11 protein-coding genes are annotated in these 15736 nt (G+C 43.7%); 4 read left to right on the top strand and 7 right to left on the bottom strand.

Annotated features, from left to right (window positions below):
* Window positions 1–29: 29 nt before the first annotated feature.
* The 4 genes from A3K91_RS01695 to A3K91_RS01680 form a co-directional block, all read right to left on the bottom strand.
* Window positions 30–413 carry an RnfH family protein gene (locus A3K91_RS01695; RefSeq protein ID WP_228139887.1) on the bottom strand — a complete coding sequence of 128 codons (384 nt, stop codon included), beginning with the start codon at window positions 411–413 and terminating at the stop codon, window positions 30–32.
* Complete coding sequence (locus A3K91_RS01690; protein WP_062843731.1) at window positions 401–1522, bottom strand: hypothetical protein; 1122 nt, start codon at window positions 1520–1522, stop codon at window positions 401–403. Before A3K91_RS01690 ends, A3K91_RS01695 begins: the two co-directional genes overlap by 13 nt.
* Window positions 1523–1757: 235 nt before the next feature.
* Window positions 1758–2426 carry a c-type cytochrome gene (locus A3K91_RS01685; protein WP_062843730.1) on the bottom strand — a complete coding sequence of 223 codons (669 nt, stop codon included), beginning with the start codon at window positions 2424–2426 and terminating at the stop codon, window positions 1758–1760.
* 316 nt (window positions 2427–2742) lie between these two features.
* Complete coding sequence (locus tag A3K91_RS01680; RefSeq protein ID WP_062843729.1) at window positions 2743–3078, bottom strand: c-type cytochrome; 336 nt, start codon at window positions 3076–3078, stop codon at window positions 2743–2745.
* 426 nt (window positions 3079–3504) lie between these two features.
* On the opposite strand from A3K91_RS01680, the gene yihA reads away from it, so the two are divergent.
* Window positions 3505–4260 carry a ribosome biogenesis GTP-binding protein YihA/YsxC gene (yihA, locus tag A3K91_RS01675; RefSeq protein ID WP_084387219.1) on the top strand — a complete coding sequence of 252 codons (756 nt, stop codon included), beginning with the start codon at window positions 3505–3507 and terminating at the stop codon, window positions 4258–4260.
* Window positions 4261–4364: 104 nt separating this feature from the next.
* On the opposite strand, the gene A3K91_RS01670 is transcribed toward yihA, so the two are convergent.
* Both A3K91_RS01670 and A3K91_RS01665 read right to left on the bottom strand, forming a co-directional pair.
* Window positions 4365–5078: an HAD family hydrolase gene (locus A3K91_RS01670; RefSeq protein WP_062843727.1), complete on the bottom strand. Its 714-nt coding sequence runs from the start codon at window positions 5076–5078 to the stop codon at window positions 4365–4367.
* 148 nt (window positions 5079–5226) lie between these two features.
* Window positions 5227–6237, bottom strand: coding sequence for an RluA family pseudouridine synthase (locus tag A3K91_RS01665; protein WP_062843726.1), 1011 nt, complete (start codon window positions 6235–6237; stop codon window positions 5227–5229).
* A 1244-nt stretch (window positions 6238–7481) separates the two neighbouring features.
* Between A3K91_RS01665 and A3K91_RS01660 the strand changes: the two genes are divergently transcribed.
* Window positions 7482–11705 (top strand): Rne/Rng family ribonuclease, encoded by a 4224-nt coding sequence (locus A3K91_RS01660; RefSeq protein ID WP_062843725.1) that lies wholly within the window; start codon window positions 7482–7484, stop codon window positions 11703–11705.
* An 84-nt stretch (window positions 11706–11789) separates the two neighbouring features.
* Here A3K91_RS01660 and A3K91_RS01655 read toward each other — a convergent pair whose 3' ends face one another.
* Window positions 11790–12719 (bottom strand): DUF808 domain-containing protein, encoded by a 930-nt coding sequence (locus tag A3K91_RS01655; protein WP_062843724.1) that lies wholly within the window; start codon window positions 12717–12719, stop codon window positions 11790–11792.
* A 422-nt stretch (window positions 12720–13141) separates the two neighbouring features.
* Between A3K91_RS01655 and A3K91_RS01650 the strand changes: the two genes are divergently transcribed.
* Window positions 13142–13996 carry a DsbC family protein gene (locus A3K91_RS01650; protein WP_062843723.1) on the top strand — a complete coding sequence of 285 codons (855 nt, stop codon included), beginning with the start codon at window positions 13142–13144 and terminating at the stop codon, window positions 13994–13996.
* 273 nt (window positions 13997–14269) lie between these two features.
* Window positions 14270–15628 carry a homoserine dehydrogenase gene (locus tag A3K91_RS01645; protein WP_062843722.1) on the top strand — a complete coding sequence of 453 codons (1359 nt, stop codon included), beginning with the start codon at window positions 14270–14272 and terminating at the stop codon, window positions 15626–15628.
* Window positions 15629–15736: the final 108 nt, after the last annotated feature.

The following is a 15736-nucleotide window of genomic DNA, read 5'->3' as shown; positions in this document are numbered from 1 at the left end:
AGTAGAAACTGACTCTAAAGACTGTTCTATTAACCACGAGATTTGCTTTTGCGCTGAGACATTGGATCAGCGCTTAAGCTACGATATACCTCAATACGATCAAGCGGCTGCAATATATAACTAAGCGGCTGTTTTTTTGCATAGACGCCAACATGCCATTGTTTTGCGGTTGGTGTGGCATTGTCCATAACCTCTTGACACCAGCTTGCAAGCTCTGGAAACTTCGCTAGCCAATCTGCCTGCTCAAGCGCGTCATATAAACTGCTGCCTTGACTCACCGGTAAAGTCAGATAATGCTGACGCTTTGCATCCTCGGCATATGCCAAATATACGGTTATTACTATGGGTTGCTCAGACCCTATTGCCGCCTCATGACTGTCTTTATCGTGACTGTCCACCGTTAGCTCAACCACTGCATTACCCAACCTATTAGCGCTAATAAAAGTGCTAATGGCACGACCAAACGTATCGCCACCCGCCATAAGTTATAAAATGCTTCATTACCAAAGTTCAATGACTTACGTAAATGACTGATTTTCATTTGCCAGCCTGCGAAGATTGACAGCAATAAGACGGCTACCGTACTCACAATGACCAAAATACCGACTAGCCACGTAGTCGGAACAGCCACTACTAATACCAATGCCAATACAAAAGTAGCCATCAAACTGATCATTAGGCCAAACTTATGCGCTAACTGCTGAGTACTATAGTGCAGCAAGTAACTGGCCACAAACAATACGCCGCCCCAATATAAAAGCTGCCCAATCGGCGGCACTGCCATGCCACTAAGTAGTAGCACCACTACCCCAACCAACAATTGCAATATCCAAATCGGTAATACCGACTTGGTAGCACGATACTCGCTGGTCGCACGCTTTTGCACATTATGGGTGTTTGCTGTGATTACTTGTTTGGCGACCAGATTTTGACCGAACCAATATAAACCGGTACCTGCGCCTACACTGACCAATGCTAATGCCACAGCACGTGCCCACTCGCTTAAATTAATGCCAGTCATAGCAAAGTGAGTCGTAGGTAAGCCGTTTGCCAGACCCATTAGCAGTCCTACCACCATTAACCCGAGTCCAATAGGTAAAGGTGCAACGCCTAGCAAACTCAGCAACACAGTGATGACAATTAAACCTGCTGCTAACGCAAAGCTTGGCACATCAGGCACGCTATTAAGTTCCGTCAGGGCTGCCAATACACCCGTGCTAGCACCAGATATTACTAAGGCGGCGATAACAATAGACACGAGCGCTGCCAACCAACCAAAACTGCGCCACACTGGACTGGCATCCGCTTCGCGAGTAAGCTTTTGCATACCTGCTAATGGTGCATCAACACTTCGATACGCCAATGCTATTTCGGCATAAACGACAGGCAGTGATACCACTATCATGGCTAATAGCCAGAGCAGCCAAAAATCGATTTCGCCAACTGATGCTGGCACAAACCAGCGGAATAGTAGTAACGGTAGCAATGCGGCAATAAAGTAAGAAGCATAACGGATCATCATAATATAAATCCAAACGATCTAAAGGGAATAACGACAATGTATAATCACACAGAGCAATGGCAAACGCCTGTATATGATTTTACTTTGATATTGTCTCTATAATATAGGGGACGGACAGTTATAAAAAAACCCCGAAATCGGGGTTTAGTAACTAAATAATAACCAATGTGTGCTCAAGTGGCGCGCAACTTAAATCAAAAAGTCAGCACCACGTACTGTAAGTGATACCAATGAATTAGTGAATAGCGCTGATGTAGTCTGACAAGACACGAATGTCACGATCCGACAGTTTTGATGCCACTGTCTGCATCATACCCATCTCGCCTTCTTTTGCAGCATCGTTGACACGTTTTTGCTCATCACTATCAATATCATCCACACGACCTGCGGCACGGAATAGTTTTAGCTGAGTGGCGATATATTGAGCATGCTGACCACCGAGTTTTGGAAACGCAGCCCACACATTACCAGCGGCATCTGGACCATGACAGCCTGCACAACCAATCACACCGCGCGACTTATCACCACCCAAGAAAAGCTTGGTTGCTTCTTGATTGGTTGCAGGATTACCAAAACCCACACCCCAAGGCGCTTGACTGGCATAGTAACCAGCGACATTGGCTAAGTCTTGTTGAGACAGGTTTGCTACTTGCGATTGCATGATACCATTTTTACGGTAACCTGCTTTAAAGTTGACCAACTGTTTATAAAGATACTTTACGTTTTGACCACCTAAATTAGGCTGCGCAGGAACCACACTGACACCGTCGACACCATGACAAGCCGCGCAAACAGCTTCTGCAACTTGCTTACCAGCATTGACATCGTATTCAGGAACAATAATAGCAGCTTGTACGCTGAAACTTGCAACGCATAAGCTGGCAGCAGCGATTAACTTTTTCATTGATACAAATCCTACTAGCTCGGCGTAAGCATTATTTAGAGTGATTGTACTGATAAGATACCTAGTATAAGCTACCCCTTTCTTAATAGGCAGACATGTATTTTAAGGTCTTGGACACAAGCAGTCTGAAAGTACTTACTAACATCAGGGTTTATTTTTAATTATTATAGCAAGACTTTGTAGTATTTGCCTACTTAATCGTTACATTCATCAGTTTTTCAACGACGTATCAAAGCAAGCGCCAAATATAAAGTGCATTTACTGCCTAAGTTCTTACCTCCCTATTTTGTAGGGTTTGGTGGTGCCAATAAGTCTATTACTTGCTCATATATTCAATCAGCTTACGATAATCATCATCGCTACAATTGTTACAGAGACCACCAGCTGGCATTTGAGTCATCCCATTTTTCACTGAATTAATCAGGGCCGGCATACTTTTTTGTTTCATAAGTTGCTGCCACTTGGCACTATCCCCTTTTTTAATAGCATTTAGCGCCCCACTATCATGACAGGCGGCACATGAGTTATCATAGGTAGTAGCGATGTCGGCCGCACTAGCGCTAGTCATCATCGCACCCCCTAATAGTAAGGCAGCGCCGCTACCAATTAAAAGACGATGAGTTTGGTTGAGAAGCGTGGTGATTGAGAACATAGGACACCTCCATTTAGTGCGTCATTCGTTTAATCAATCATTTTATTAAACGGCATTCATTCAATATAGTTAACTAAACATATCTTAATAAACATTGTAACAATGTATGTCATATAAACCCAGATAAATATAGTTTGGCTTTGGTAACGTGTTTTAGCGAGCGATAAATTCTAAAAATGACTGGTGAGACTTAATGTTACGATGACATTTATATGATGTTAATCGTCGTTATTTCAATCAGTAAGACCTGTAATAGTATAGAATAGTCGATAATATAAGATGACTGTCTGATTACTTATAAGACCATAGATTTTTCAGATAATTTCTCATCCCTGTATATAGTTCTTCTGCCTCATGTTCCATCAAAATAGTCAGCGGACTAAATTTCACGACCGTATCCATTTTTTAAAGATTAATGAGCCATTTATGAGTACCCCGTTTACAGATGTTGCCGCAGAACATGCGTTGTTCAACACCAAATCTCGTCAAAAAATTCAGCAAACAGAATTTATGACCTCAGCGCCTACCTTTCGACTCTGTCCCCCTGATATAGGATTAGAGGTTGCTTTTGCAGGACGCTCAAACGCAGGCAAATCTTCGGCTATTAATGCCTTGACCAATCAGCGCCAGCTGGCACGCTCCTCTAAAACACCTGGGCGTACGCAGATGATTAACTTCTTTAGTATTGGCAGTACGGATAGAAGATTGGTTGATTTACCGGGTTATGGATATGCTGCGGTGCCGCTTGAGATGAAAAAAGAGTGGCAGGTGGAGCTAGAAGAATATTTGGTATCCCGCTCAAGTCTTGCAGGTTTGGTATTGATGACTGATATTCGTCATCCCCTCAAGTTCTTTGACGAGCAAATGCTGCACTGGGCCAAAGATGGCGAGCTGCCTGTACATATCTTGCTCACTAAAGCAGATAAGCTAAAATATGGCGCTTCTAAAAACGCCCTTCTCAATACTCGTAAAAGACTTAAAAAACTGGGATTAAAGTGCACCATTCAACTCTTTTCTGCTTTACGAAAAGAAGGTTTGGATGAGTTGGCAGGCGTGATGGGTAACTGGTATGACTATCAGCTTAACGATGACAAACTCATTGAGACCGATCTTAGTGAGCCAAACGAGACTGAAAATGGCGACAATGAATTATTAAATGTTGCACAAGATACCGATAAGTAAAAAAGCGCTAACTAAGCACCGTCTGTCATAAAAAAGGGTTTATCGTTATTTGCGATAAACCCTTTTTGATTGGTGTATTTATTGAACAGTTATAGCTTTTTGCACTATCCACATAATAGATCTACTAAGGCCTGCGGCGTATCCACTTGATAAGTCGGCTGCTGAGCGGCAAGCTCTGCACTTGATGCTGTACCATAATTCACTGCGATACTGGTCATTCCTAACTGCGTGGCCATCTGAATATCATAAATGCTATCACCAATAAAAACGGCATTGGCGATTGGCTGCTGTGTGTCATTCAAAATGTCGGTCAGCATTTGCGGATCAGGTTTTGATCCTGCTTCATCAGCACAGCGTGTCATGACAAAATAATGATGGCTGTTAGAGGCGTCCAATACTCGATCCAGCCCTTTTCTTTTTTTGCCAGTGGCGACCGCAAGGCTTTTTCCCTGATGTTGTAAGCTCTGAAGCATATCTTCTATTGGTTTAAAGAACGGCGTGCGATGACTATTGGGAATATAATACTCCGCATAACTTTGTTGAATGGCGAGCTTTTGCGCGTCATTCGCTTGAGGGTATAAAATCTCAATACCATTCATCAAGCTCAGTCCAATAATATCTTGTACTTCTTTATCCGTCGTCTGAAACCCATGAGCTTCTCCTGCCACATGCATAGACTCAACAATCAAGCCAATTGAATCCATCAACGTGCCATCCCAATCAAAAATAATCAGCGTTTTATCTGCTAAAAGATGATGGTCTGGTAACAGGCCGGTCTTAGTAGGTACTCGATTGTGGGCGATGGATGACTTACTCATGAATTGACCTTAGCGAATAGCAGTAATAAATAGTAGATACAAAAACGTCACGGCAAATTATTAAGCATTAATAATAAGGTATCGTGACGTTTAAGAAGATATTTTTCAATAGAATCAGTCTTTGGATAATGATTTCTACGTTTCAGTCTTACTCAGGCAATTTAGTTTGCTCTGGCAACCAGTCTGCCATGTCATCTGGCAATGGCGCTGTGATGGTTTCGTAGCCTGGAATATCTAAGCGCCACGCGTGTAAGCACAGACGGTGGACACCTGATTTGTCGTGTACGTTATACTTATCATCTCCTAAGATTGCATGACCGATATGGGCCAAATGCACACGGATTTGATGGGTACGACCTGTCAGTGGCTTGGCTTCGATCAAGCTCACGGGTTGGTCTGCCAGCATAAAACGATGATGGACGATGATATCTGTTTGGCTTTCTTTGGCTTGCGGATCTTGAGCGTCAATTTTGACACGGCGCTCACCACTGGCAAGGGTATAGCGTAGCAATGGTGCATCAATACGTTGTTCATTAAGCACAGGCTGACCTTTTGCCAGACATAAATAATGCTTTTGAATGGTTTTATCCACCAAATGCTGCTGCAACGTTTTGAGCGCTGAACGTTTTTTGGAAATCATGAGCAGCCCTGAGGTATCTTTATCGATACGATGTACCAGCTCTAGGTATTTTTTACCTGTCACTTCGCGCATGGCTTCGATGACACCAAAGTCCAGACCGCTACCACCATGCACCGCAATGCCAGAAGGTTTGTTGAGAACCATCATGCCTTCATCTTCATAAACCACACGCGCCAGCAAGCTGTTGGCAAACTCGGTGCTGATGATTGGCTTGTCACGCGTTGCCAGCTCCACAGGGGCAATACGAACCACATCTTCACGCTGTACTCGATCATGCGCTTTACAACGCTTATTATTAACGCGCACCTCATCAGAGCGAATCATTTTATAGATGTGTGATTTTGGCAAGCCTTTTAAGCGATTGAGCAAAAAGTTATCCAAACGCTGGTCGTGCTGATGGCGTGTGACTTCAAGGTAGTTCACCTTGCCAAAGTTGCTGATCTCATCGTCAGCGCTTTGCGGGCGTGTTTTGCTATTGAAAATAGCAGGGGCTTCGTGAGCAGGGGCTTCATCAGTCATTTTTGAGTTCGTCATTTTTAGTTAGGTATTTACACAAAGATTTGTTATAGTTTAGCATGTTGAGCGACAATTAAGCAGAAGCTGTAGCAATAATCATTGTTGTTTCAGATAGTTTATGACTATTTTTACTACTTGTTAGTAGAGTGGTATACGCTATATACCCTGTAGAGATTGGACGTTTCATCTGATTTTAGGGCGCATTGTTTATTTGCAGATATCAATGATAGATATTCATAGATAAGCCCCCATAAATTGAGGAAACCGCACTGATTGTAATCAATTACACGAGATCGTCAGTGCTATAAAATAAATAGTGACACTACATACCTTTGTGCTCATAAAATCAATGTGATTGAATTTGGCAAAATGCCGGTTCATTGACTGATAATGACACGACATTGACTCACAACCCGCATGACAACGACTTTATTCGATAACTATTTATTATTTAATAATTACTTATCTGATGGTCTCTTACGCGAGCAAAGCTGAGCAAGTATGGATGGTTTAACGTTAGGATCGAGAAGTATATCGATAGCTGCCTAAGTATTGGTGGTCAAACAGACAACGATGAATAAGATGTAAATACAGCACCATGCCGATAGTTTGGTTGTGTATTCTGTTTGCCAAGTACGCCCCGCTGATCACTGAAGCTGCGATACTTAATGTTAAAACGCCCCAGATATTATTGACGTGATGTATGACAGAACGATAAATAAAGTGTAACCAATTGCTTTACCTAAATGAATAACTGCTGATACGACTGTTTTATACAATTGATCTTCTAACAGCAGCTCTGCTCACAGCGATATTATTGCTAGACTTTGATGGATGAATTGCAACAGCACGATACTGCTTCAGTATCAGTATTTTTAAGTCAGTAATTGAGCCTCTCACTCTTACAAAGTGTGCACGCTTAGCGACCATAAGAACTTACTGATGATTTAGCTCACTGATAGTTTAAGTATGCTTACGCACTAAAATTTGGACCAAGCCTACCAATAATAGAGTATAAATGTATAGCCTTACACCCTATAGCATTTATATTCGCATTGACAATATTAGCAATGCTAATAGTTTTAGGTAAAAACAAGCCATTGAAAAACCAATGTGTTTTATGAAATCCACCATTTACGTTCTACTGTTAATGAAAATCCGTCAACGCTAATGTAACCATTGGCCATACTTGTCACCCGCTAAAAAGCTCGTCGAATCGTTGTTGTGCGTACTCATAGGATACCAATATGAAACGCATCTTGATCAACGCTACTCAAAACGAAGAAATTCGTGTCGCCTTATGCAAAGGCAATCATCTGTACGATTTTGACTTAGAAAACCGTACTCGTGAACAAAAAAAATCCAACATCTATAAAGGCCATGTGACTCGTGTCGAGCCATCGCTTGAAGCGGTGTTTGTCGAATATGGCTCACAGCGCCAAGGCTTTTTGCCGATTCGTGAAATCTCTGCTGAGTATTTAAGCGGCAATCCACGTGATGAAAACATCAAAAAACTTATTAAAGAAGGCGACGAGCTGATCGTCCAAGTAGAAAAAGAAGAGCGCGGCAACAAAGGCGCTGCCTTATCGACTTACGTATCATTGGCGGGACGCTATCTGGTATTGATGCCAAACAACCCTCGTGGCGGTGGTATCTCGCGTCAAATCTCAGGTAAACTGCGTGAAGACATGAAGCGTATGCTGAGCAATCTTGATCTACCAAAAGGTATGAGCGTCATTATTCGTACCGCCGGTATTGGTAAAACCCAAGAAGACTTACAGCACGATTTGAACCATCTACTCAATATCTGGCAAGCCATTCAAGAACAAAACCAAAAATATCCATCACCGCGCTTGGTTCATCAAGAAGCGGGCGTGGTCACACGTGCTGTCCGTGATTATCTGCGTGATGATATTGCTGAGATTTGGATCGATAACGAAAACGCTTATATCGAAGCGGCAGGTTTCATTGATGCAGTCATGCCAAAACAAGCAGAAAAATTACGCAAATATACCGATTATGAGCCGATGTTTTCGCGCTTTAACATCGAAAAACAAATCGAAACCGCTTATCAGCGTGAAGTACGTCTGCCATCAGGCGGCTCAATTGTGATCGATCAAACGGAAGCTTTGGTATCTATCGATATCAACTCAGCCAAATCGACCAAAGGCTCAGACGTTGCCGAAACGGCTTACCATACCAACTTAGAAGCCGCCGACGAAATTGCCCGCCAGCTACGTCTGCGTGACATGGGTGGTTTGATTGTTATTGACTTCATTGACATGAATGACAATAAGCATCAAAAAGAAGTCGAAAAGCGATTGGTCGATGCCACCAAATATGATCGCGCGCGCGTCCAGTTCGGTGATATCTCTAAATTTGGTCTGATGGAGATGAGCCGTCAGCGCTTGCGTCCGTCGTTGGAAGAGTCAACGGGTTATATCTGCCCACGCTGCCATGGCAACGGTATGATTCGTGATTTGCGTTCATTGTCGCTATCGATCATGCGCCAGATTGAGCAAATTGCGTTAAAAGAGCGTCAAGGTGAAGTGCAAGCAGAAGTACCAACAGACATCGCTGCCTTCTTATTAAATGAAAAGCGCGATAGTTTGGTTTATCTTGAACAAGATAGCGGCACTCGTATCACGATTTTGCCACACGCGCATCTAGAATCGCCTAACTTTAAGCTGCATTTCAACCGTGATGGTTTTGCACCATCGAGCTATGAGCGTATCACGGATACTCAACAACAAGAACACAGTGATCTTGGCTACAATGTCGATTGGCAAACGGCTGAAAAAGAGCGTCCAGAACAGCAGCCAACGCGTCAGCCACGTCAGGCGGCAGAAAATAAAGCTGCTAGTAAGCAAAGTGATACCGTTGAGCATAGTACCAATTATAGCAACGATCATCGTAACCATAAAAATACCAATAATGCTCCTGCCACGCGTGCACCGCAGCCCAGCCAAAGTGTTGCCGCCACGCCAGTAGCGCCGCAGCCAGCTAGCACCGCTGCAAATGCCCAGCCGCAAGCCGTTGCTTGGTTATCCAACCTGTTTGCCCAAGCCCCGCAAGCCACCACAACACCTAGTGTCAGTAGCCGAGATGCCGCAGAAGCGATTGAAGCATTGGTTAATACTGGTGCACAAAGCTTGGGTTCGTTTGGACAAGTAGATAGCAATGCGTTAAACACTGCCTCCAATAGTACACCTGTCACTCAGCAAAATGACTCGCAAAAGAAAGATACCGAATCATCAGAGAGCAATGCCAATCGTCAGCAGGCTCGCCGTACTTCGGACAGTGATACAGACGACAGTAATAACGAAGATAGAAGAAGACGTAAGTCACGTAAGTCCAGATCATCTAAGCCTCGTCAAAGAAAAGAGCAGACAGATGACGCCAATACTGAAGTAAATGACAATACTGATAGCCAAACTCCACACAATGGCGATGACAAACAGTCTGATAATCAAGATAAGCGTCAGCAGGACAACAGACGTCCTAATGACCGTAATCGCAACAATCGTCAAGACAGTAATCGCCAAGACAACAATCAGCAGAACAACAAACGCAATGCAAATGAGCGTAATGACTCTGAAGATAAAAGCGATAATGCAGCCGCTGAACAAACTCGTACTAAGCGTAAGTCGCACAGTCAACGCGGCTCACGTGGCAAGCTAGAGCGCGGCGAAACGCTAACGGCTGATAATGTTCAGCAACAAAGCCAGCAGACGAGTAAAGAGTCTAACGGCAGTAAGAATTCGGCGAACGGGCGCCGCAATCAAGACCCTAATGAAGTAGTACTACAGGTCAATGAAGCACCAGTTGCGCTCAAGACACCAGAGGTCGTGCATCTTTCTCTAGATGACAGCAAGTCTACTCAGACAAAGCAGCCCCCTGTGAAAAAACAGAGCGAAGCCAATGATGTGTCGAAAGACGAGGCAACAAACGCACGTACTAATCAACAGAATAGTGAGGCACAACATTCTGTTGAAAAAAGTGCTGAGCCAACAGTGACAGATAAAGGGACTGCAAAAACTGATGAGCCTAAATCTGACGACGCTAAGGTAAAAGTGACTGAAGAGAAAGCACAAACAAGTGCATCTAAAGCTGACCATGATGATGGAAAAGCCTCTGCTACAGAGAAGCAGCCAACATCAAAGCAGGTTGCGGAGCATCAAACTGAAAACCTGACGTCAGCTGATGCCAAAATTGATGAGGATCAAACCTCATCGAAGCATCAAAAAACCCATCAAAAAGCAGATGTTGCTATTGATGCGAAGGTAGACACCAGTGCAAAGACAGCGCCTAAGGTTCAAGAAAGCAACAGCTCTGATGATGCTCATGCGACCAGTAACTCTGCCCTTCAGCTGACTCATGATGCTCTATTTGCCACACGCTATGTAACGGCTGAGAAGTTTGGTCAGGCCAGTAACGATCCACGTGTGGTCCGCAGCCAGCAGGTGCAAGCACCAGTGTCTCAAAAACCAAAAGCTGTGATAAGTGCACTTACAATTCGCGGTACAGTTGGTGAGTTCATCCGTGCCACGCTACCAGAAGCGCAAACTCGCTTGGCAGAAGAAGGCGTGATTCATTGCTTTATCGAAACCATTGCCTTGTTTGCTAAGCAAGCGCAAAATGCTGATAATGGCGCCGATGTTGCAAGCGCTACAAGCGATAATCAGCACTCTACTGATCTTGCTGGTAAAAGCTTTGACTTTAGCAACTATGGCTATCAGCCCTTGACCGTGGATTATCTAACGCGCTTTGAAGCAATGACGCAAGCCGTCAGTCAGTTTGCCGCCGCGCAAGGTAAGACAGACGTTGAACCACGTGCTATTGGCAAACGTGCAAGCAATGATCCACGCGGTCAGCATCCTGATTATCAGGAATCAGCGAACCAAAGTACTGCGTCTGAAAAAGGTATAGAGACAGCAGCAAAGACCGATAATGAATCAGTCGCTGAGTCTCAACAAGCAGCTTCTGAACAAGATGTGAGTGATGTTGAGGCTCACAATGTCGAAGCAACGGCTCTGACCACTCAAGCGCAGACAGATGATGTCAGTATGGATAGTGAGCAGTTATTGGAAGCCGATCAAACGCTATCAAAGGCGGATGACAAGCAAGCTGATAATAAAAATGTGGGTACTCAAAGCGTAGAAGCAGAACACACAGGTATCGACACTGATAATGTGGAAACTGCTAGCGTTGCGAGCACTGAGCAAGCAACTGCCTCTGAGGTTGAACAACCGATCAAAGAAGACAGTCAGGCGGCCAAATCAAAAACCACAATTGCCAGTTATAAAAACATGATTGAGAATGTGGCAGAGCAACTGTTACCACAGACAGGTATGTTTAATCTAACCACGCCAAAAGTGCCAAAAGCACGCAGCCGTAAGCCAAAAGTTGACCATAAAAAGCCAACGCAAGCTGAAAAGCTAGAAGCTGACGATGCAAACAATGAAAGCTAACCCTAGCTGTATAAGGTAAAACAAGAAAGCCCCAAAGTTGATAACAACTTTGGGGCTTTTTATTATAAGGTCGTGTGATTATGATTAATGGGCCGATGAGGCATGATCATCTTTACCACGCATCTTACCAATGACCGTCAAAATAGCGACAACTATTGCACCAATGATAAAACCAATAACCCCATTTAAAATGGCGGCGGTCAAGCTTTCAAAAATACCCGTCAGATGAGCGATGTCTTCTACTCCATGATGCAAGAAGCTAATACCGTGTACTAAGATGCCTCCTCCGACTAGGAACATCGCTAAGGTACCAGCGATGGACAAAAACTTCATCAATTTGGGCGCAGCAGCAAACATCAGCTTACCCAGTTTTTGCTTGAAGCTACTTTCTTGCTCCATCAGATGCAAACCTGCATCATCTATTTTGACAATACCAGCCACTAGGCCATAGATACCAATAGTGATACCTATCGCTAAAATAGATAAGGCTAAGCTTCTCTCTAGCAAAGTGGCGCTCACCATTGAGCCTAGTGCAATGACGATAATCTCAGCGGATAAAATAAAATCTGTCCGTATCGCGCCTTTGATTTTTTCTTTTTCAAAAGCGACCAAATCTACAGTCTCATCAGCATTGGCTTTTCGGCGTGCGTTTTGCTCTTCATCATGCAGCAATGCATGTGGCCAAAATCGATGTATGATTTTTTCTGCACCTTCATATACCAAAAATAAGCCGCCACACATCAATAAAAAGGTAATTAAAGGGGGATAGACAGCACTGATCAATAGCGCTGCGGGTACTAAAATCAGTTTATTAACCAGTGAGCCTTTGGCTACTGCCCAAATCACTGGTAACTCGCGATTGGCTTTGACACCAGAGACTTGCTCAGCATTCAGTGCCAAATCGTCACCCAGTACACCAGCGGTTTTTTTGGCAGCGACTTTTGTCATGACAGAAACGTCATCCAATATCACACTGATATCATCAAGTAAGGTTAGTAGACTGGCACCTGCCATATGTATGTGCTCCTTAGCGCAATTTTTAGAATAAAATAAATAGACAGTTTGCAAATATTAAAAATAAAAGGGTTTTTATACAAATTTGCAAACATGTCTTATTAGCAGTAGCCTACATAGACGAGTAACAATATGACATAGTATAAATGTATCTTATTTTGCAATTTTCGTTCGTCGCCACCCTCAGTAATCTCCCCATTATTTGCTCAAGTGTCCTAATCGCTGTTGGCTATTATTTATCATAAATATGGTAATATAGATGATATTGTCACCTATCTTTTATTATCAATAAGTTGTAAAAACATCTTTATAGTTGGTTTTTAATCCCTCATTGATACGCATGACTATTTACAATTTATCGCTCTTTTTAGAGCGCATTTATGATTAGACATACTTAAACATAGTGTCTATAGGAAACCCATATGCCCTCTCCTCTTAGCAAAAATCTCGTTGCCGCTGATCGCTTTTCTCGAACCACTCTATCTCGTTTTATGATGAGTGCTTTATTGGTCATTGTTGCCGCTGGCTGCTCAAACAATGCGGCAGACGCGACCAGCAATAGCAGTGTGGTCAATGCAGCAACAACCAAAGTCAGTTCTGCTAAAGTAGCCGCGGATAATGATCCAGCCGTGGTAGAAGCCTTACAAACAAATTTGACGGCCTCTGGTATCGAAGAGCGTATTGTGTCCGCTGTACCGACCGATATGGATGGGATTTATTGGGTAACGGCGGAAGGTCTACCGTCTTTCTTTACCGATAAGTCTGGCAAGCACATTATTCAAGGTCAAATCATTGCTGTTGGCGAAGCTCAGCCAGTAGATATCAGTGCAGCCTTGACTGCTAAGACTGCACAGGAAGCGCTAAAAGCGGTTGATAAAAAAGAGATGATTATTTATCCGGCGAAAGGCGAAACCAAATCTGTTATTTATGCCTTTACCGATGCTGACTGTGGTTATTGCCGTAAGCTGCATGAAGAGATGGACGATATCAATGCACGCGGTATCGAAGTGCGTTATTTGGCATGGCCACGTAGCCAAGAGTCGGTGCCAAAAATGGAAGCGATTTGGTGTAGTCAAGATCGTAATGCGGCCATGAACCAAGCAAAAATGGGTGCCGATGTACAAGCACCTAGCTGTGCCAATCCAGTTCAAGAGCATATGGCATTGGGTGCAAGATTGGGTGTGCGCGGTACACCAGCTGTCTTTACAGAAACTGGAGAGCAAGTGGGCGGCTATCTACCTGCGGCCCAACTGGCAGAAGCAGTAGGCGCTAATTAATGGATAATGATTGGATACTTTTTGTTATCCATTCACTAAGCGACATTGTGTAGACGTCACTCCTGCTTGTCGGTATGATACGATGAAGTACGATGTAAAATCAGCACGCTTTTGTTTGAATATCTTTTATTCAACGATTTTCTATTCAACGATAATGGAGCATAGGTAAACACTGCGACCGTCAACACACGTGCAATCGTATATACCCAAAGTGGGTTTGACGCTGTCACAGTTTTAGAAGTGCACCATTATATCTAACCTTCTGAGGATACTGTGAGTAACTCCATCAAACTAGCGATACTTGGTCTGGGCACCGTCGGAACAGGCGTAATCCATCTCATTAATGACAACTTAGACGAGCTAAAGCGCCGTTGTGGCCGCGATATTATTATTACCGAAGTAGGTACCCGTCGCCAGCGTGATGATATCGATGCCAATATTATGCAAAACAGCGACTTGATGGCAATTGCAGCAAGCGATAACGTTGACATCGTTATTGAAGTGATTGGCGGGACTACCTTAGCAAAAGACGTCATTATGCAAGCCATCCAACATGGCAAGCATGTGGTTACGGCAAACAAGGCGCTATTGGCAGAACACGGCAATGAGATTTTTGCCTTCGCTGAGGCAAACAATGTCCACGTCGCTTATGAAGCAGCGGTCGCAGGTGGCATTCCTATCATTAAAGTGATGCGTGAAGCATTGGCTGCCAATAAAATCGATTGGCTGGCTGGTATCATCAACGGTACTGGCAACTTTATCATGACTGAAATGCGTGACAAAGGTCGCCCATTTGCAGACGTATTGGTCGAAGCACAAGAACTGGGTTATGCTGAGGCAGATCCAACGTTTGATGTTGAAGGTATTGATGCTGCGCATAAATTGGCACTCCTTGCCTCTATAGCTTTTGGTGTCCCATTACAGTTTGATAGTGTTTACTGTGAGGGAATTACAGGCATCACTTTACAAGATGTCAGCTATGCTGAAGAGCTGGGTTACCGTATCAAGCACTTAGGTTTTGCTGTGCGCCGTGATGGCAATGGCGATTCAGAGGCTGCTGGTATCGAGTTACGAGTTCATCCAACGCTGATCCCGCAAGATGCGTTGCTTGCCAATGTTAATGGTGTAAAAAATGCGGTTTTGGTCAACTCACACCCGCTAGGTCAGACATTGTATTGTGGTGATGGCGCGGGCGCAGGTGCAACCGCTTCTGCTGTAATGGCTGACGTGATGGATTTGGTTCGCGTTTTAGGCAGCAAAGACAATAACAACCAAAGCAACAGTGATCAAAAAAACCATGGTCATCATGTGCCGCATTTGGCGTTTATACCTGAGCAGCTGTCAGACACACCAATACTACGTTCAGAACAAATGATCACGGGTTATTATTTGCGTGTACATGCTTATGACAGCCCTGGCGTACTGGCCGATATCACTCGCATCCTAAGCGATGCTGGTATTAATATCGATGCGATTTTACAAAAGCCTGCGCACAAAGTCGGTCAAGTACCTGTGATTATTTTGACCTTGCCTGTGGTAGAGAGCCAGATGAATCTGGCCATCGCAAAAATCGAAAAATTGGATACGATTACTGATAAAGTGGTACGTATTCGCTTAGATGAGCTGGCATAAGCCAGACTTTTAGTACCCTGTTTGTTAGTAAGCTAGGCAAACGCTTTCTAATAACCAGACGTTGATTTATCAGCACTTGCCTTTACTATAAGTAAAATACTTTCATTT

Source organism: Psychrobacter alimentarius (assembly GCF_001606025.1).
Classification (GTDB): domain Bacteria; phylum Pseudomonadota; class Gammaproteobacteria; order Pseudomonadales; family Moraxellaceae; genus Psychrobacter; species Psychrobacter alimentarius.
The sequence above is the reverse complement of the archived record's forward strand: the minus strand, read 5'-3'. Positions and strand labels throughout refer to the sequence as shown.